At 33.3% G+C, this 17,542-nt stretch carries 21 protein-coding genes; 5 read left to right on the plus strand and 16 right to left on the minus strand.

All coding sequences use genetic code 11. From position 1 onward, the window contains the following. Nucleotides 1-19 precede the first annotated feature (19 nt). The 4 genes from CSW08_RS11740 to CSW08_RS11755 form a co-directional block, all read right to left on the minus strand. Nucleotides 20-925, minus strand: a complete 906-nt coding sequence (locus tag CSW08_RS11740) for an IS982 family transposase (protein WP_106657880.1) — start codon at nt 923-925, stop codon at nt 20-22. A 101-nt stretch (nt 926-1,026) separates the two neighbouring features. Beyond that, complete coding sequence (locus tag CSW08_RS11745; protein WP_106660078.1) at nt 1,027-2,832, minus strand: glycoside hydrolase family 2 protein; 1,806 nt, start codon at nt 2,830-2,832, stop codon at nt 1,027-1,029. A gap of 78 nt (nt 2,833-2,910) precedes the next feature. Next, nucleotides 2,911-3,540 carry a leucyl/phenylalanyl-tRNA--protein transferase gene (aat, locus tag CSW08_RS11750; protein WP_106660079.1) on the minus strand — a complete coding sequence of 210 codons (630 nt, stop codon included), beginning with the start codon at nt 3,538-3,540 and terminating at the stop codon, nt 2,911-2,913. Nucleotides 3,541-3,647: 107 nt separating this feature from the next. Next, a complete protein-coding gene (locus CSW08_RS11755) occupies nt 3,648-4,025 on the minus strand; it encodes a DUF3127 domain-containing protein (protein ID WP_106660080.1) in 378 nt (125 codons plus the stop codon). 146 nt (nt 4,026-4,171) lie between these two features. Here CSW08_RS11755 and CSW08_RS11760 point away from each other — a divergent pair, with 146 nt between their 5' ends. Then, nucleotides 4,172-5,332, plus strand: coding sequence for a sensor histidine kinase (locus CSW08_RS11760; RefSeq protein ID WP_106660081.1), 1,161 nt, complete (start codon nt 4,172-4,174; stop codon nt 5,330-5,332). Continuing rightward, the gene (locus CSW08_RS11765) at nt 5,325-5,669 is read left to right on the plus strand and encodes a hypothetical protein (protein WP_106660082.1); all 345 of its coding nucleotides are present in this window, start codon (nt 5,325-5,327) and stop codon (nt 5,667-5,669) included. Before CSW08_RS11760 ends, CSW08_RS11765 begins: the two co-directional genes overlap by 8 nt. Here CSW08_RS11765 and CSW08_RS11770 read toward each other — a convergent pair. Together CSW08_RS11770 and greA are read right to left on the minus strand one after the other, a co-directional pair. Continuing rightward, complete coding sequence (locus tag CSW08_RS11770; protein ID WP_106660083.1) at nt 5,652-6,059, minus strand: HIT family protein; 408 nt, start codon at nt 6,057-6,059, stop codon at nt 5,652-5,654. The genes CSW08_RS11765 and CSW08_RS11770 overlap by 18 nt on opposite strands. 94 nt (nt 6,060-6,153) lie before the next feature. After that, on the minus strand, nt 6,154-6,627 hold the full coding sequence (gene greA / locus CSW08_RS11775; protein WP_106660084.1) for a transcription elongation factor GreA: 474 nt from the start codon (nt 6,625-6,627) through the stop codon (nt 6,154-6,156). Nucleotides 6,628-6,880: 253 nt separating this feature from the next. Here greA and CSW08_RS11780 point away from each other — a divergent pair, with 253 nt between their 5' ends. Beyond that, nucleotides 6,881-7,309, plus strand: coding sequence for a Rieske (2Fe-2S) protein (locus CSW08_RS11780; protein WP_106660085.1), 429 nt, complete (start codon nt 6,881-6,883; stop codon nt 7,307-7,309). Between the two features lie 43 nt (nt 7,310-7,352). Here CSW08_RS11780 and CSW08_RS11785 read toward each other — a convergent pair whose 3' ends face one another. From CSW08_RS11785 to CSW08_RS11820, 8 genes are all read right to left on the minus strand, one after another. Next, nucleotides 7,353-9,551 (minus strand): TonB-dependent receptor, encoded by a 2,199-nt coding sequence (locus CSW08_RS11785; RefSeq protein WP_106660086.1) that lies wholly within the window; start codon nt 9,549-9,551, stop codon nt 7,353-7,355. Between the two features lie 313 nt (nt 9,552-9,864). Beyond that, nucleotides 9,865-10,272 (minus strand): alternative ribosome rescue aminoacyl-tRNA hydrolase ArfB, encoded by a 408-nt coding sequence (arfB, locus tag CSW08_RS11790; protein ID WP_106660087.1) that lies wholly within the window; start codon nt 10,270-10,272, stop codon nt 9,865-9,867. Then, the gene (locus tag CSW08_RS11795; protein WP_106660088.1) at nt 10,272-11,813 is read right to left on the minus strand and encodes a DUF4301 family protein; all 1,542 of its coding nucleotides are present in this window, start codon (nt 11,811-11,813) and stop codon (nt 10,272-10,274) included. The genes arfB and CSW08_RS11795 overlap by 1 nt, the downstream gene beginning before the upstream one ends. 6 nt (nt 11,814-11,819) lie before the next feature. After that, nucleotides 11,820-12,383, minus strand: a complete 564-nt coding sequence (locus CSW08_RS11800) for an AAA family ATPase (protein WP_106660089.1) — start codon at nt 12,381-12,383, stop codon at nt 11,820-11,822. Further along, nucleotides 12,344-12,976 (minus strand): nicotinamide riboside transporter PnuC, encoded by a 633-nt coding sequence (gene pnuC / locus CSW08_RS11805; RefSeq protein WP_106660090.1) that lies wholly within the window; start codon nt 12,974-12,976, stop codon nt 12,344-12,346. Before pnuC ends, CSW08_RS11800 begins: the two co-directional genes overlap by 40 nt. Continuing rightward, the gene (locus CSW08_RS11810; RefSeq protein WP_106660091.1) at nt 12,960-13,220 is read right to left on the minus strand and encodes a thiamine-binding protein; all 261 of its coding nucleotides are present in this window, start codon (nt 13,218-13,220) and stop codon (nt 12,960-12,962) included. The genes pnuC and CSW08_RS11810 overlap by 17 nt, the downstream gene beginning before the upstream one ends. Nucleotides 13,221-13,302: 82 nt before the next feature. Beyond that, a complete protein-coding gene (locus CSW08_RS11815) occupies nt 13,303-14,028 on the minus strand; it encodes a geranylgeranylglyceryl/heptaprenylglyceryl phosphate synthase (RefSeq protein ID WP_106660092.1) in 726 nt (241 codons plus the stop codon). Further along, the gene (locus CSW08_RS11820; RefSeq protein WP_106660093.1) at nt 14,029-14,655 is read right to left on the minus strand and encodes a 4'-phosphopantetheinyl transferase family protein; all 627 of its coding nucleotides are present in this window, start codon (nt 14,653-14,655) and stop codon (nt 14,029-14,031) included. A gap of 128 nt (nt 14,656-14,783) precedes the next feature. On the opposite strand from CSW08_RS11820, the gene ahcY reads away from it, so the two are divergent. Continuing rightward, nucleotides 14,784-16,100 (plus strand): adenosylhomocysteinase, encoded by a 1,317-nt coding sequence (ahcY, locus tag CSW08_RS11825; protein ID WP_106660146.1) that lies wholly within the window; start codon nt 14,784-14,786, stop codon nt 16,098-16,100. Between the two features lie 109 nt (nt 16,101-16,209). Further along, nucleotides 16,210-16,680: a very short patch repair endonuclease gene (locus tag CSW08_RS11830; protein ID WP_106660094.1), complete on the plus strand. Its 471-nt coding sequence runs from the start codon at nt 16,210-16,212 to the stop codon at nt 16,678-16,680. Nucleotides 16,681-16,709: 29 nt separating this feature from the next. Here the strand turns inward: CSW08_RS11830 and CSW08_RS11835 are convergent, their stop codons facing one another. Both CSW08_RS11835 and CSW08_RS11840 read right to left on the minus strand, forming a co-directional pair. Continuing rightward, complete coding sequence (locus CSW08_RS11835; protein WP_106660095.1) at nt 16,710-16,979, minus strand: hypothetical protein; 270 nt, start codon at nt 16,977-16,979, stop codon at nt 16,710-16,712. 106 nt (nt 16,980-17,085) lie between these two features. Next, nucleotides 17,086-17,484, minus strand: a complete 399-nt coding sequence (locus CSW08_RS11840) for a Dabb family protein (RefSeq protein ID WP_106660096.1) — start codon at nt 17,482-17,484, stop codon at nt 17,086-17,088. Between the last annotated feature and the right edge of the window lie 58 nt (nt 17,485-17,542).

A 17,542-nucleotide genomic window follows, 5' to 3' on the forward strand; every position in this document is an offset into this window, starting at 1 on the left:
TAACGTGAGTTCGATGTAATTATAAAGTTAAATACAGTTGCTTTGTATCGACGAAGTTGTTTTTTAAAGAAGGTTTTCTATCTTTAAAATTATAGGCAATAAGTGAGGCAAAAATATTATTGAAGTAGTTGGTTACGCTTCTATGTCTAGAATGTTCAACTTGGCAAATGTTCTTGAGTTGGTCAAAAATAGTTTCGATAATGGCCCTTTTTCTTAAATGATAAGCATCTTGCACAGGGGTCAATAGTTTTGTTTTCATGTTCTTTTTAAGCTTGGTTACCAGATGCACTCCATTATAGAACAACTCAGTAAATAGATCTTTGGAGATGTAGCCTTTGTCACCAAAGAGCTTCCCAAACAGCTTTTTAACAAAGGCTTTGAAGCGTAAAGGTTTTCTATCATCCACATTGCCTTTAGTTATCATAAAATCAATGATACCGCCTTGGTCATTGGTGATTATGTGCAATTTGAAACCATAGAACCAACCCAGGGAACATTGTCCCCTTTGTGCCAAATCCTTGAATACCCTATGTTGGTTAATTCTTCGCTTGTCACAAACCCTTAGGGGCGTAGAATCTATAAAACTAATCCCCGTACAATTTGCCAATCCACAAACTTTGAGGTAAATAGCCAGGGGCATAAAGCTTTGCCCTTTGAGTTCCACCATACGATTATAGGATACCAGGTTTGGAAAATAACTGGTTAGATGTTTTGAGACATAGCCTATATAAAAATCCTTGAAGGTTTTATACCCGGATAAATGGAAAAGCACTTGAATGGTCATTACTTCAGAGAGGCCCATTTTTGAAGCTCTGGTGCGCTTTTTTCCATTGGCCAGTAGGCTTTTTTGCCAAAAAGGGACAAATTCAAGACAAAAATCATCAATAGAACAGAAAATTTCAGTAATTTTAGAATCGGAAATCATAGCGAAATATTTAGTTATATAATTGAAATTCAGAACTTTAATTTACTAAATTTTTCGCTTTTTTATTATAAATAAATCAACTTTTTTACGTCGAACTCACGTTAATTATTTTCTTTAAGATAATAATCACGAAGAATAAAAAAAGATTGCTTTTTCATCCCTTTTTCTGATATCAAGCCCTTTCTGTTAAAATCCTCTTGAATTCTTTTCAAAGGACGCCTAGAAGAAAGGAAGTCCATTAAAAGCCAAGGTGATAATCCCGCCAAGAAATCAATGTTTTTCATCATTTCAATATTGTTTTTATAAACGTCGGCTTGATATTCTTCTGTCCAACGTTCATTTTTCTCACCATGTAAACCAAATAAGGCGCCACCACCAATTTCACTCATAATCATGGGTTTGTTATAGGCACTTTTCCATTTAATCTCTGCACAAGATTCTGGGGAGCCATAATACCATCCGCAGTAATTGTTTATACCTATTACATCAACAGCTTTGCCCAGAGGGTCTTCTATAAACCTTCCTTCATTATCTTGCGATTGTGTATCTAAAGCAGCAGTAATTAAACGTGTATTATCTAATTTTCGAGCATGTTCCGCCAGATTGGTCAGAAATGACAATCTAGCTATACCTTCAGGTGTTTCATTCGCTACAGACCACAAAATAACACCTGCCCTATTTTTATCGCGCGATATCATTTCGGTCAGTTGGTTTTGTGCATTGTTATAAGTATCCGGGTTTTCAAATTGAATAGTCCAATACACTGGTATTTCAGACCAAATCAAAAATCCCATTTTTTCTGCTTCACGAATCATGGTTTCACTATGCGGATAGTGTGCCAAACGGATAAAATTACAGCCCAAATCCTTAGCCCAGTTTAATAATATTTTGCACTCTTCTACAGAAGTTACCCTTCCTGTTTTAAACGGCGCTTCTTCATGAATACAAATACCTTTTAAGAATATGTCTTTACCGTTCAATACAATTTTAGAGCCTTTTGTTTCAATAGTTCGAAACCCAATGTTATCTGTTAATTTGTCTGTATTGGTTTTAATGACAACTTCATATAACTTAGGATTTTTAGGCTCCCAAAGTATGGGTTTTGCGGTAATTGAAAATGTAGCTTTTCCATTTTGCACATTGGCATTTACACTTTTTTTGAGCTCAGGGATGCTAATAGTTACCGTTTCACCTTCAGTGGCATTGTTAATGGTTACCCAACCTTCAATGGTGTTTGTTGAACCTTTAGATAACTGAATTGAATAATCTGAAATATGAGAAACCGGAGTAGAAATTAAATGCACTGCTCTTGTAATGCCTCCATAATTCCACCAATCTTGGTTTACGGTAGGCACGTTTTCTGGTTTACGTTTATTATCAACTTTTAGGACCACAAAATTATCGCCTTCCTTTAACTTGCCTGTAACATCAAATTGAAATGGTGTATAGCCCCCAATATGCGAACCAATACGTTCTCCATTAAGGTAAACAATCGCTTCATAATTTACCGCTTCAAAGTATAAATACACCAATTCATCCTTTTTAACAGTATGTTTAAAATCTTTTTTATACCAAATCGTGCCTTCATAATAATATAATTTTTCCATTTGAGTATTCCAATCGCCCGGAACCATTAATTGAAGACTTGTGTCAAAATTATATTCAATTAAATCGGATGGTGATTTCATTTTTGCATTGCGAAAATAACCATCGTCTTTTGGTTGTAGTCTATGATTGTAATAACCATTTTCAAGTGGATCGATAATGATGTCCCACAAACCGTTCAAGGATACTTTTTCCCTTGAGTCTATATTTTGCAACAAATTAGAAAATTCTGCTTCCTGTGCATTAAGCATTGTATTAAAACTTAGTGCTGTAACGATTAAAAAAAATCCGATTTGTTTCATTTTTATTTTTCTATTAAAGTTTATTTTTTCAATTTTAAAACTGCTAAGGCTAAAGATACTAATTGTTTGCGTTTAAAATCATTCATTTAAAAAATCCAAAAAAATATCTCTAGGGATTTCTTCTGCTCCTAAACTTTCCAAATGATTTGTGTACAATTGGCAATCTATCAGTTTATAATTTGTGCTTTTTATGAACGTTATAAATGCCACTTTGCTGACATTACTTGCTTTAGAAAACATACTTTCTCCACAAAACACCCCGTTATTCAAATCAACTCCATACAAGCCCCCAACTAATTCATTGTCTTTCCAAACCTCAACAGATTTCGCATATCCTAATTCATGTAATTTTACATAAGCTTCAATCATACGATCTGTTATCCAAGTGTCTCCTTGTCCATGACGCTTTACTTTAGAACAGGCTGTCATGACCTCTTTAAAAGCTTGATTAACAGTTACAGTAAAATCATTGTTTCTTAATAGTTGTTTCATGCTTTTAGAAACTTTCAGTTTTTCTGGAAACAACACAAAACGTGGATTGGGTGACCACCATAAAATGGGCTCTCCTTCGCTAAACCAAGGAAAAATGCCGTGCTTGTATGCATATAACAAACGCTCTACAGACAAATCGCCGCCAATAGCCAATAAACCATCTTTGGTGGCTTCGGATGCGTCAGGAAATTTTATGTCTTGGGTTAGGAAATGCATTGAGAGTAATTATGTAATTAAAAAACCTCGATATTATAAGGAACATCGAGGTTGTTTTTTTAAGACCCTTCGACTGCGCTCAGGGTGGCATTATTTTTATTTTACAGTTAAAACGGCAAATCGTCGTGATCTTCTTCGTTTAAATCACCAGCTGGCTCAAAAGCATCCATTGGTGGAACTGGTGGTAAACTACCATCAGAACTTGCAGCTTGTAAAGCTTCAATTCTCCAGCCTTGAATGGCATTGAAATATTTGGTTTCGCCTTGTGGGTTTACCCATTCTCTTCCACGTAAGTTAATACTAACCTTTACTTGCTGTCCAATTTTATAATTATTCAACAAATCAGTTTTGTCCTGTACAAACTCTACTAAAATATGTTGCGGATATTGCTCTTCTGTAGTTACTACTAATTCTCTTTTTCTAAATCCGCCACTCCCTACTGTTTGAGTTTCGCCAACCATTTTTATTCTTCCTTGAACTTCCATTGAATCTTATTTATATCTTATTTACAATTATATTCGTTATAACAAATATAGCCATTCTATCTTTCAACTAAAAACCGATTTACTAACAAGTTGGACAATAATATTAACAGAATTGCATTATATTTCATATTTAAAACTAACTACTAGTGATTTTTACAGATTATAGAAACACCGTACGCTGGATAATGATTGTAGCTTCGTTTATTATTGTTTCACTTATATTGTGGAAAACTTATGAGTTTTTCCAATATTTCAAAGTAGAGGAACGTAATAAAATGGAACAATGGTCTTTTGCACAGATTGATTTATTGAAGAGTACTGATTTGGATATTAATATGGGAGAGTTGCCGTTATATATTCTTGAAAGCAATACCACAACGCCCATGATTATTGTCAGTAAAAAGGGGGAAATTGATTATAAAAACATTGATGAAGAAAAGGCCAAAGATTCAACATTCTTAAACAATCAAATTTTAAAATTTAAAGAGGAAAATAAACCTATAGAAATATTATATAAAAATGATGTTTTTGCTACTTTGTATTATGGCAATTCAGAATTATTAAACAAGTTAAAATATTATCCATTAGCATTATTGCTCATTATTTTTCTGTTTTCAGCAGTTATATTCTTCTTTTATAAAAGCAACAAAAATGCGATACAGAACAAATTATGGTCAGGGATGGCAAAAGAAACGGCTCACCAAATAGGCACGCCACTTTCGTCTTTAATTGGTTGGACAGAAATTTTAAAAAGTGAAAACATAAATCCAGATTATATACTTGAAATTGAAAAAGATATTGATAGACTACAAACCATTACCGAACGCTTTAGTAAAATTGGTTCTGTGCCTACATTAGAAATGGTTGATATCATTAAAGAAACCATTAATTCCTACGATTATTTGAAAACACGTTCATCAAAACTTGTAGAATTTGAAATCATTACTCCTGAAGGTGACATTCCTGTAAACTTAAACAAACAATTATACAGTTGGGTGATAGAAAACTTAGTTAAAAACGCTATTGATGCCATGAAAGGCAGAGGTAAACTTACCATTGAAATATCGCAACTTGAAGATAACGTAAAAGTAAGCGTTACCGATACTGGAAAAGGGATCCCAAAGAAACTATTTAATAAGATTTTTGACCCTGGTTTTACAACCAAAAAAAGAGGTTGGGGATTGGGTTTATCACTCACAAAGCGTATTATTGAAGATTTCCATTTTGGAAATATTAAAGTCTTGCAATCTGAAATGGGCAAAGGAACGACCATACAAATTGCATTAAAAAGAGCCTATTATGGATGAAACCCTTATAACAGTAAAAGAAGTCGCATTAAACAACAACTGCCCAGAATGTTATGGTAGAGGAGGATTAATATTAACTTTTAAACAGAAGGTTATTGAAAACCAATTATATAAATCCATTACATCAGAAATTAAGGAAAGCATTCATTGTAAAACATGCAACAATATCGTTTATCCTGAACAATGGACAGATGATATTGATCGTATTGTTGAATACCAGCAAAAAGCCTTCAAAGCATTGGCGTCATCTACATACATAAAAAAAACGTCTTGGATTATTATTGCCTTAGTTTCTATAGTTATTCTGGGTACTATATTATTAGTTGCTTTTGTCTAAATCGAATTGGGCTTTTATTGCTTTGGCAGTATCATTCAATTCTTCTGAAGTCATTTTTGTTTTTTGAATAAACCGCGCATCTTCCATGGTGTGTAAAGGAATTAAATGCACGTGTGCGTGTGGCACTTCCAAACCTATTACCGTCATTCCTATGCGTTTACATGGAATCACTTTTTTTATGGCAATGGCTACTTTTCGTGAAAAGGCCATTAAACCATTATATGTGTTTTCATCTAAATCAAAAATCTTATCAACTTCTAGTTTAGGAATACAAAGTGTGTGTCCCTTGCTGTTTGGGTTCACATCTAAAAACGCCAAAAATTCATCTGTTTCAGCTATTTTATAACATGGAATCTCGCCATTAACTATTTTAGTGAAAATTGAAGCCATAAAAACTGAGGGTTTGAGAGAGTTTTGTAAATATAAAAAGATTCCTGATTAAGTTAACCAGGAATCTTTTTAAAGTCATTAATTTTTTAATTATTTATCTTGAAATTTCAATAATATCGAATTTCATAACCCCATTTGGCACTTGAATTTCGGCAACATCACCAACGGATTTACCTAACAAGCCTTTACCAATAGGAGAATTTACAGAAATTTTTCCCGCTGCCAAATTTGCTTCACCATCCGCTACCAACGTATAGATCATTTCCATACCATTGGTTTGATTTTTTATTTTCACTTTAGATAACACCAATATTTTAGAGGTATCCATTTGCGATTCATCTATCAGACGAGCACCTGCTAAAGATTCTTCCAGTTTAGAAATACGCATTTCTAACATGCCTTGCGCCTCTTTAGCTGCATCATATTCTGCATTTTCACTTAAATCGCCTTTATCTCTAGCCTCAGCAATTGCTTTTGATGCTTTTACACGTTCAACATCTCTTAATTGCTGTAATTCGTCTCTTAGTTTTTTTAATCCTTCAGGTGTATAGTAAGATACTTTACTCATAACTTCATCGTTTATTTAATAAAAGATTCCGAACCACGCTTACATAAATTGTGAAAGAGTTCGGAATAAAAAAATCCCGTTTACACGAGATCGAATAACAAAAGTACAAAATTTTTAGTTACATATTAATCAATACTTTAAAAAGCACTTTCCCTCTTACCAAAATAAAAATAAAAATGTTAAGAGGAAATATACAAAATAATATGTCAATTTGCTTTTTGTTGTAACTTGCGTTTTAAAAAATTAGCTGTAGATGAAATCTTTTTTCTATATATTATTGCTTGTAATTCTTTCATCTTGTAGTGGCAACTCAGTTGACAACAGAAACTGTAGATTCCTTTTAAATGTTGGCGTTAATGTGAATGTAAACATGAGTTTGCCTCAGTATAGTCAATTACAATTTATAAGTAATTCTGTATATGTTCCTAATGCTGGCAATGCGGGCATCATCGTTACAAATACAGGTTCTGGTTACCTTGCTTGGGATGCCGGCGACCCAAATCACGTATCAAGTTCTTGTTCTACACTTACAGTTTCTGGGCTAAATGCCACTTGTGGCTGTGCTGATGAAAACACGTATAGCTTGGTAACTGGTCAAGCCCTAGGTAATGGCGATTTACAATGCCCATTAAAAAATTATAGGGTTGAACAAAGTGGCAATAATCTTTTGATTTATAATTAGCCTCCCCTAACCCCTCCAAAGGAGGGGAATTAAGAGGCCATCTTTAGAATTTTAATGTCATTCCAATTAAGAAATTTGTAGTTGCTTGCGGATAATAGCCGGCGCCTTCAATGGTTGTGATGGTTCCTGGATTTGAAAAATCATCATCATAGGTAAAGTAATACCCATTAGACACATATTTTTCTCCAAAAATGTTATTGACCAATCCGGACAATACAATTGATTTGAAGATGGAATTAGGTTTTATTTCATAAGTCACATTAAAATCATTCACGAAATAACTCTCTAATTTTGATGCTTCAGAATCGGTATTTCCCATATATTGCTCACCAACATACTTACTTAAAAATGACATTTGAAAGTTTGTTGTTGGTTGAAAAACCAATGCATTTGCAGCAACAAAATCTGGTGAAAATGAAATGTTTGTTTTTCCTAAATCAACTAACCCTCCATCTTGTGAAATAATAGTTTCTTTGTTTTTATTCGAACTTATTGTGAAATTTGGTTGAATGGCAAACTTTTTAGAGATTTGGATGGCGGCATCAACCTCTAGGCCCAATCTATAACTCGCACCACTATTGGTTCTTATTGGCGCCCCCGTATTATCAAGCGCACCCGATAATACCAATTGCTCATTATACAACATGTAATATGCATTCGTGTTTATCCTGAAATTATTGTTAGTGTGTCTCCAACCTAACTCAAAATCGTTTAACTGTTCGGGCCTGACATTTGGATTGCTTTCAAAATCACTTCTACTTGGTTCCCTATTGGCTCGAGCATATGACGCATAAATATAATTATTAACATCTAATTCATAAGTAATACCTGCTTTTGGATTGAAAAAACCATAGTTTTCATCAATATTAAAAGGCACTACATCTGAGCTTAAACCTGTTGTTTTATAATCAATGAAACGCATCTGTAAATCGCCATACAAACTTACTTTATCATTTAGCTTATAGGTTGCTTTAGTGAATAAACTGAAGTCCTTTTTCTTTCCAACACCATCATAATAATGGTCGCCTATTTCAGAATCACTTGCATATCGTGCCCAAATAATTTCACCAAAATGCTTGCCAATATAATTACTGTATGATGTTCCAAAAGACATATCCAGATTATTATTTTTATAATTAGCACTCGCAGTAACAACATAAAAATCGTTATCTAACCAACGGCGACGAATTAAATCGGTTGTATTTATAGTTTCTCCTCCAATGGTCATTTCGGTTAAACTATAATCGGCAAAATCTTCATCTTCTTTATATTGTTCAAAAAAACCGCGACCATAGGTATAATTCAAACCTAAATTAGTTGACCAATTGTTGTTATAGCGTTCATTCCAATGTAATTGATAATGGTCTTGTTTATAGTCGTCCACTTCATTATCATGAAATCTGGTAACATCATTTTCGTCTGTGTATATACCTGACGGATTAAATGTTCGGTCAGTTGCCAAAGTTTCTGCATCAATACCATTCCAGGCTTGATAGGTGACTTCAGCGCCTCCAAAGGCCAGAGCTTTAATCAACGTATTATCATCTTTATATGTTCCTTGAAGAAAATATGATTTTAAATCTGAAGACGCTCTATCTACATATCCATCTGAATTAATTTGGGATAATCGCCCTGACAATTCAAAGTAATCATTGATTAAACCTGTACTAAATTTCACGTTGTGTTTTCTGGTATTAAAACTTCCAAAACTATTGGAAATTTCACCATTTGCTTCATTAGAAACGGCCTGAGTGAGCACATTAATACTGGCCCCAAAGGCGCCTGAACCATTCGTACTGGTGCCGACACCTCTTTGCAATTGCAAGCTTTCAACCGATGATGTGAAATCGCCCAGATTAACCCAAAACGTTCCTAACGACTCACTATCGTTATACGGAATACCGTTAATGGTTACGTTGGTAGACTGTGAACTGACACCACGCACTCGTATTCCAGTATAACCAACACCAGCACCTGCATCACTAGTGGTGACAACAGATGGTAAATAATTTAGTAGAATAGGTAAATCTTGACCTAAATTGCGTTTTTCCAACTCTTTTTTAGTGATGTTAGAATGTGTAATCGGCGATGTGGCATTTACACGAACCGCGTTTACCAAAACTTCGTCGAGTGATTCAATTTTCGTTGAATCTTGTTGAATTTGATTGGTTTGTGCATTAGCACTGAAAATAATTAAGAAAAAAAAGAAAACAGATAGTTTCCCTTGATAGGATTCCTGCATTCGCAGGAATGATAAAAATACATTTTTAAGAATAGTAGATTTCATTACGATTACGTTAATAATCGAATAAAAAGAGGTAATTATTCTTTGTTGTTAATAATTAATTTTTAGATAAATAAATATTTAAAAAATATCTGTAAGTGCTCATATCACTTGAATATATATCTAAATAGCTATTTTATCGATTCCCTAAACAGCATTACCTGTTCTAGGTTCATTGGGTATGATCTCAGCCGATATAGGCACCCCTTTATGAGAACGATGCAAAGATATATTAGATTTTTGATTTACCTTTTACGATTTACGATTTATTTTAATCGATGTCCGGTTTTTTTCTATATGCCTTTTTATCAGATAGGTTACGTTTACTTTTTAAACGTTTTTTTATAACAGCCCTAGGAATTTTTGTTGGAATTCTTTTTTTTGGAATGATTAAACCCTTTTCAATGAGCTCTAAAAAACGTTTAATGGCGAGTTCTTTATTTTTATGTTGACTTCGACTTTCATCGCATTGCAACATAAGAATACCTTCTTTTGTTAATCTATTTTGAAGTTTATTTTGAAGCCGTCCTTTTTGTGCTTCATTAAAAACGGAAGATTCCAGTATATTAAAAATCAATTCAACCTTTGATGATACCTTATTAACATGTTGCCCACCAGCACCCGAACTTCGTGTTGCTTTAAAAGTCAATTCATTTAGTAAAGCATCTTTATCAAACATCATTCAACTTGATGGGCAGGTTTTAGTAAATCGTTTACGGTTTTTACTGGGTTAAAAGTGCTTACTGGAATTTCAACAAAAATGGAATTCCAATGTGCCATACTTCCATTCCATAAGCCTGGCAATTCATAAGCTTTAATATCTACTCCTCCTTGGGATTTCATCGTAATAAATGCCGCTTTAGGATCAACAAAATCCGTTAGATTAAATTTATTGCCTTTATAATCTCTTACACCACAAACCAAATCGGTTGGGTTAAAATGCGTGGCACTATTTGCAATGTCTTTTTGTTCATTATTATCAAAATCTATTTGTGCAAACTCGATAATTCCTAATGAAAGATTATCATTTTCATCTTTTACCCAAAATGGGCCTCCTCCAGGTTCGCCTTCATTTTTAACCATGCCACAAACACGTATGGGTTTATTCAATTTATCTCTTAAATAACCTATTTTTTCTTCTGGACTGAACTCTTTGTATGCGTCGCCCAAATCTACATTCAGCCTGTTTATGACAAATAATTCAATGTTGTAAATTTCATCTTCTAATATCTCATCTTCATCAAATTTATGCATGTATTTAAAAGTTTGTTCCTGTATTTTTAAAAGCACGCCAGCTACCAATTTTTTATAATCGGATAAGGGCTTATTTTGTTCAAAAACGACGATATTGTCAATATTTTTAATGAAAATTAAATCGTAATCAAGCGTATTAAGATTTTCTATTAAAGCCCCATGGCCAGATGGTCTAAACAATAAACTGCCATCTTCATTTCTATAAAGCTCATCGGTAGCAGTTATTGCAATGGTGTCGGTAGATTTGCTTTGATAAGAAAATGACACATTAAATATTGTGTTGGTCTCTTTTTCTAAATCTTCTTTAATACTTTCTAATTCATTATTAAACATCTCAGTATGAGCCTCAGAAACGGTAAAATGCAAATTAGCCTTGTTGTTTGATGAAGCGCATAAGGCTGCTTCTAACAAATGTTCTTTAAATGCTGTGGAAACCCCTGTTTTATATTTATGAAATGGCAACAGCCCTTTTGGATAAAAGCTATAATTTAATTGGTTGGCATCGAGCATGGCTTTTACAAATAAAACACATTGCTCTCCTAAAGATAAATTGTTGTAATTTGGATTGATCTCCATCGCTTTATTTCGAACAATATCATAAAAAGGTAACTTTTCAAGACCCTTTACAAATACCGAAACATCTTTGTTCTTTTTTGTATAGCCTTCTATGCTTTCTTTATTTGGATCGTATTCCTTTAAAAACTGAAACAAAAATTTGAACATTCGAGAAGCAGCTCCCGAGGCTGGTACAAATTTCACAATAGCTAAATTGTTGCGTTTACTATCAAATTCATTAAGATAATCTTCAAATTTAGCTTGAACTTTTAAAATGCCGTTACCAATGCCAGCGGGTTCAATTAAATGGGAATACGTCATTCCAGATTTAATGGTTTCTATTTGAGAGTTAACCTTTTCTACCGTTAAACCGTAGTCATTTATTTGTTGTATATCCTTTTCTGCAAACATAACATGTTAGTTCTTTAATAGCTTATCTATATATTTTACAGCTGTTTCCAAGCGTTCTTTTTTATTTCCTTTTAATAAAATATACGGGCGATTGTTATCAATCAATGCGTTTTCAAAAGCCTTAAACATGGCTTCTCTATGGTTTGGCCTATCTCTTAAATCATCTGCTTCCCAAGGCGTGTCAATATAAGTCAAAAAATATAAATCATATGTATTTTCTAAAGCATATTTTTCAAGCATTGGATCACTATAACCTAAATAATAAGCTTCTGAATATACTTTGGTTTCTAACAAATCCGTATCGCAAATTAAAATGGTATCTGTTTTTTGTGCCAATTTGTTCTCTAAATCCATTTGACCCTCTGCTATAGGCAATAAATCTTTTGGTTCGCAAGTTTTGCGTTCGTTGTTCCATTTATTCTGAAGATACTCTCGAGCATACTCTGGTACCCAAACAGAATTATAATGTCTTGCTAATTGTAAGGACAATGTTGTTTTTCCAGTAGATTCCGGACCAAACAAAACTACTTTTATACAATTTGCTGGTTGTTGTTTAAACTTTTCCTCCATAAAGAATATGCTTGTATTGCCAAAATTGTAAATATAATGTATTGAAACGACAGCATCCCCCATCCTCTATAGGCATAAAGTGGAACCGTAATAATATCTGCTATAATCCAAAGTGTCCAATTTTCAATTTTCTTTTTTGCCATATACCACATAGCAGTAAAAAATATACCAGAAGTAATCATATCAACATAATTAGAGGTTGTTATTTCATTTCCAAAAATCCTATAAACTATATATGTAAACGCTACTGTTGAAAAAAACAAGCCAAACCCAATCATTTTTTCCTTGGTGTTTGTTCTTGAAATTTTGACCACTTTTTGATTGTTCTCTATTCGCGACCAATTCCACCAACCATAAATACTCATGATGGAAAAATAAAAATTTATCATCATATCACCATATAATTTATCTATTAACAAAAGATAAACCGAAATTACTGTTGCTATTAATCCTGTAGGGTAAACCAAGATATTTTCTTTTTTAGCATACCAAACACTTGCGATTCCAGTAACTAAAACAATGGCTTCTAGAATAATTACAAAAGTGCTTTTATCTTGGTAAGATTTTAAGAAAAAATCAAAAATGGGGTTCATAATCGTATCTGTCTGATTTTACAATTTTCATGTATAACAAACCACGTTCTACAAGTTCGAAAGCTTCTTTTATTTCGGCGGTGAGCACCTGCATCACTTCATCATAATCGCCATAAACCTGGGTGCTTAAAGGATTTTCCAACACCTTTAAATTGGAAGCTCTAAGCTTTTTAATAAAATGAATGATGGCAGGTTCATAAGTGTCTTGCAATGGTGTTAATGTTAATTCTACTGATATTTTCATGTTCTTAAATTAATTTTATTTTATTAGTGAATATGATTCATATTTTATTTGTGTGATGCTGAAACAAGTTCACCAAGACAATTTACCATCTAAGTTCTTCAAAAAATGATTCATCTTCTTCAAAAGCAGTACCAATGACTACTAGATCTGCTCCTGAATTATAAGCATTTTCTAATTGTTCTTTATTTCTGATTCCTCCTCCAACAATTAATGGGATTACCAATGCTTGTTTTACTAAACTAATTATCTGGTTTGTTATAGGTGCTTTTGCGCCACTGCCAGCTTCCAAATATATAAGTTTCATTCCTAAAAGCTCTCCGGCTTTGGCTGTATCAATAATTTCCTGAATTTGTTCTCTAGGAATAGGTTTTGTTCCTGTTACTTTTTCAACAGCGGTTTCTTTTCCATTTTCAATTAGTATATAACCTGTCGGAATGACTTCCAAATTGGTGTTTTTTATTTTTGAAATAGCTTCCACATGCTTCCCAATTAAGTATTCTGGATTTCTTCCGGAAATTAAACTTAAAAATAATAATGCATGGGCTTTGTTCGTAATTTGGGTGACATCGCCCGGGAATAATATGATTGGAAGGTTGGTATGCTTTTTTATTTCGATGACTAAAATCTCCGTATCTTGTTCATTTACCGTACTACCGCCAACAAAAATATGTGTTGCCTGAGATTGGTTTACTTTTTCAATAAAACCAGAAACTTTTTCAATAGAAAATTTATCAGGGTCAATTAAAACTGCCAAAAGCTTTTCGCCATTTTTTATCGAAGCTTGTATGTTTCTATAAATACTGTTCATCTAAGGAATGGCGTAAGCACAAGTAAAGCCTTCAAATTCTAGAAACTGGATATGGTATCTAAACTTTTTATTTTCATATTCAATCCAGGCCACAGTTTCCGTTTCATTATCCGAAACTGGAATAACCAAACAATGCTTTTTAAAACTCAAGTGAGGCGTTGCAAAAAGTTTATATAATGCTTCTTTTACACACCAAATGACGGTTAACTTTTTAATATAATCTGCATCATTTTCAGATAAATATTGGTTCTCATACCCTATAAATTTATGAGCGATAACGGTTATTTTATTTCGTTGTTTTTCAATATCGATACCAATACTATCATCGCTAACTATCACTCCCGAAAAATTAAACGAATGGGTAATTGAAATTTGTTTGCCATCTTTTAAATGCGGTTTACCACAGGCATCATAAAACAAATCAAAATCTGAATATCCAAATTCAGCCAATAATTTTCTAACACTTAAAAAGCCACGTTGATGCAGCTCACTCTTCATTCCTAAAACACGCTTTAAACATTCTGGTCTTAAGTTTACAGATTGAAACAAAACTTCATAAGATTCCTCAATCTTCCAGATTTTAACACATGTTTTTGAATTTGGATTAATAGTTTTATAAAGAGGCATTTAATTTTCTGAAAGTTATTACTTATCTTTGTGCAGCCTAGAGTGGCGAACATTTTTGATAAGCGAATTTAACTATTTAAGTTCAAATCTCAAGAGTGTTTGGTTTTAAAACAAAAATAAAAATTGATATGAGTACAAAAACAATTCCTTACACAGCTAATAAAGTTAAAGATATATCACTTGCAGCTTGGGGACGAAAAGAAATTGAGTTGGCTGAAGCTGAAATGCCTGGGCTTATGAGTCTTCGTGAAGAATATGGCAATTCTCAACCACTTAAAGGTGCAAGAATAGCTGGCTGTTTGCACATGACGATTCAAACCGCAGTGTTAATTGAAACCTTGCAAGCTTTAGGAGCAGAAGTTACGTGGAGTTCTTGTAACATTTTTTCAACACAAGATCAAGCCGCTGCTGCTATTGCCGCTGCAGGAACTTCTGTTTACGCTTGGAAAGACATGACAGAAGAAGAATTTGATTGGTGTATTGAGCAAACCTTATTTTTTGGTGAAGACAGAAAACCATTGAACATGATTCTTGATGATGGTGGCGATTTAACCAACATGGTTTTGGATCGTTATCCAGAATTAATTGCTGGTATTAAAGGATTGAGTGAAGAGACCACAACAGGTGTTCACAGACTTTACGAACGTGTAAAAAAAGGCACCTTACCTATGCCTGCTATTAATGTAAATGATAGTGTTACAAAATCTAAATTCGATAATAAATACGGTTGCAAAGAAAGTGCTGTAGATGCTGTTCGTCGTGCTACCGATATTATGTTGGCAGGAAAGCGTGTGGTTGTTTGCGGTTATGGTGATGTTGGAAAAGGTACCGCTGCTTCTTTTAAAGGTGCAGGAAGCATTGTAACCGTTACTGAAATCGACCCGATTTGTGCATTACAAGCTGCCATGGATGGTTTTGAAGTTAAAAAACTAGAAACCGTTGTTGCTAATGCCGATATTATTATTACTACTACAGGAAATAAAGATATTGTACGTAGCGAACATTTTGAAGCTGTAAAAGACAAAACCATTATTTGTAACATCGGACATTTTGATAATGAAATAGACATGGCGTGGTTAAATAAAAATTACGGTCATACTAAAAACACCATTAAACCTCAAGTTGATAAATATACCATTAACGGTAAAGATATCATTATTTTAGCTGAAGGCCGATTGGTTAATTTAGGTTGTGCCATGGGTCACCCAAGTTTTGTAATGAGTAACTCGTTTACAAACCAAACCCTAGCTCAAATTGAACTTTGGACCAATAACGATGCTTACGGAAATGATGTATATATGTTGCCTAAACATCTTGATGAAAAAGTAGCAAAATTACACCTAGCTAAAATTGGCGTTGAGCTTACAGAACTTAAACCAGACCAAGCAGAATATATAGGTGTAAGTGTTGAAGGGCCTTTTAAACCTGAGTATTATAGATACTAGACAGTTAGAACGCTTCGCTTTTAGATATTAGAAACCCTTGCAGTCCCGATAGTTATCGGGATGTGAGGGTTTTTCGTTTCAATAAAAATCCTTAAATTCCATAGAAATTATGGAATACAAAGAGCCTAAAATAATAGTCCCACGCTTTAATGACGCTTCTGGTTTTTATACTACCCAAAAACGCTCTAAAATGATGAGCAAAATTAAGGGTAAAAACTCCAAGCCAGAATTGTTGTTTCGTAAAGCGTTGTGGGCTAAAGGGATTCGATATCGAATTAACAATAAAGCTCTCCCTGGGAAACCCGATATCTCCATAAAAAAATACAAATTAATTATCTTTATTGATGGGGAGTTTTGGCATGGCTACAATTGGGATGAACGAAGGGAAACCATAAAAAACAATCGTGGTTTTTGGATTCCAAAAATAGAACGCAATATGCAACGCGATAGAGAAATGAATCAAGAACTACAAAATATGGGCTATATGGTTTTCAGATTTTGGAGCAAGGAGATCCAAACCGAATTGGATAAATGCATTAATGATGTTTTGGTTTATATAAACACCGGGAATATCAATTAGTGATTCTCTAAATTATATAATGAATCAAATCAATCTACCAAATCCTCTTCAAAATACCACCACAAGCTAGAATCAATACAAGTTTTCATTTTATTGATATCGATATCATCTTTTAAAAATACAGTCAGGTTTTCATCACCTCTATTTTGCTCAACGGTTTCCCTAATTTCAATAAAATCAATCTCCTTAAAACTTTCTAAATGATGTTTAACTTTCATGTCTAAAGACTCATCACTTAAATAAATTTTGATGGTTTGAGCGCTTGGGGTATTTCTAATTTCTGATCTGAAAGGTTCCATAAAGCTATTAATTTTATTAAAACACTATTTTGTAATAGCCTAAGTTACTAATTTATTGAATGAAAATCAATTAAAAAGCTCTTAATTTAAAGAGCCTTGAATTTAATTATATGCCTACGGAATCGTAAACTACCACACGCTCCCAAAGATGCTGGGATTCTTCAACAAATTTTACATGAGGTGCTTCTTTTTGATATTTATCTTGAACCTCTTTGGAGGGAAACGAAAGTATCAATGAATAGGTGAAACTACCATCAACAACATCTCGTGATGTTCCTGCTGGCTCCCCAATAAACTTGGTTTTAGCATATTCACTTTTAGACATAAAATTTTTAAGTGAAGTTAAAAATGCTTTTTTGTCTTCTGCACTATCTGGATTTTTTAGCCAAAAGTAAACAACATGGGTAAAATGATTGTCGAATTCAGTTTTTTGTTCTTGTGCTTTTATTTCAGATAAATTCATAACAAATAAAAATATTAAACTAGCTTTTAAAATGGATTTCATAATTATTGCTTTTCGGTTTATTCAAAAATACAATATTTTAATTTTGAACCTAGTAAAA

It is taken from the genome of Confluentibacter flavum (assembly GCF_002843175.1).
Lineage (GTDB): Bacteria > Bacteroidota > Bacteroidia > Flavobacteriales > Flavobacteriaceae > Confluentibacter > Confluentibacter flavum.

Excerpts from the sequence above, each read along its gene's own strand:
- CSW08_RS11800 (WP_106660089.1), bottom strand. The coding sequence starts at position 12,383 with ATGGAGGAAAAGTTTAAACAACAACCAGCAAATTGTATAAAAGTAGTT.
- CSW08_RS11840 (WP_106660096.1), bottom strand. The coding sequence starts at position 17,484 with ATGAAATCCATTTTAAAAGCTAGTTTAATATTTTTATTTGTTATGAAT.
- CSW08_RS11795 (WP_106660088.1), bottom strand. The coding sequence starts at position 11,813 with ATGTTTGCAGAAAAGGATATACAACAAATAAATGACTACGGTTTAACG.
- ahcY (WP_106660146.1), top strand. The coding sequence starts at position 14,784 with ATGAGTACAAAAACAATTCCTTACACAGCTAATAAAGTTAAAGATATA.
- CSW08_RS11820 (WP_106660093.1), bottom strand. The coding sequence starts at position 14,655 with ATGCCTCTTTATAAAACTATTAATCCAAATTCAAAAACATGTGTTAAA.
- CSW08_RS11780 (WP_106660085.1), top strand. The coding sequence starts at position 6,881 with ATGAAATCTTTTTTCTATATATTATTGCTTGTAATTCTTTCATCTTGT.
- CSW08_RS11740 (WP_106657880.1), bottom strand. The coding sequence starts at position 925 with ATGATTTCCGATTCTAAAATTACTGAAATTTTCTGTTCTATTGATGAT.
- arfB (WP_106660087.1), bottom strand. The coding sequence starts at position 10,272 with ATGTTTGATAAAGATGCTTTACTAAATGAATTGACTTTTAAAGCAACA.
- pnuC (WP_106660090.1), bottom strand. The coding sequence starts at position 12,976 with ATGAACCCCATTTTTGATTTTTTCTTAAAATCTTACCAAGATAAAAGC.
- aat (WP_106660079.1), bottom strand. The coding sequence starts at position 3,540 with ATGCATTTCCTAACCCAAGACATAAAATTTCCTGACGCATCCGAAGCC.
- CSW08_RS11835 (WP_106660095.1), bottom strand. The coding sequence starts at position 16,979 with ATGGAACCTTTCAGATCAGAAATTAGAAATACCCCAAGCGCTCAAACC.
- greA (WP_106660084.1), bottom strand. The coding sequence starts at position 6,627 with ATGAGTAAAGTATCTTACTATACACCTGAAGGATTAAAAAAACTAAGA.
- CSW08_RS11745 (WP_106660078.1), bottom strand. The coding sequence starts at position 2,832 with ATGAAACAAATCGGATTTTTTTTAATCGTTACAGCACTAAGTTTTAAT.
- CSW08_RS11810 (WP_106660091.1), bottom strand. The coding sequence starts at position 13,220 with ATGAAAATATCAGTAGAATTAACATTAACACCATTGCAAGACACTTAT.
- CSW08_RS11830 (WP_106660094.1), top strand. The coding sequence starts at position 16,210 with ATGGAATACAAAGAGCCTAAAATAATAGTCCCACGCTTTAATGACGCT.
- CSW08_RS11815 (WP_106660092.1), bottom strand. The coding sequence starts at position 14,028 with ATGAACAGTATTTATAGAAACATACAAGCTTCGATAAAAAATGGCGAA.
- CSW08_RS11785 (WP_106660086.1), bottom strand. The coding sequence starts at position 9,551 with ATGCAGGAATCCTATCAAGGGAAACTATCTGTTTTCTTTTTTTTCTTA.
- CSW08_RS11770 (WP_106660083.1), bottom strand. The coding sequence starts at position 6,059 with ATGGCTTCAATTTTCACTAAAATAGTTAATGGCGAGATTCCATGTTAT.
- CSW08_RS11755 (WP_106660080.1), bottom strand. The coding sequence starts at position 4,025 with ATGGAAGTTCAAGGAAGAATAAAAATGGTTGGCGAAACTCAAACAGTA.
- CSW08_RS11765 (WP_106660082.1), top strand. The coding sequence starts at position 5,325 with ATGGATGAAACCCTTATAACAGTAAAAGAAGTCGCATTAAACAACAAC.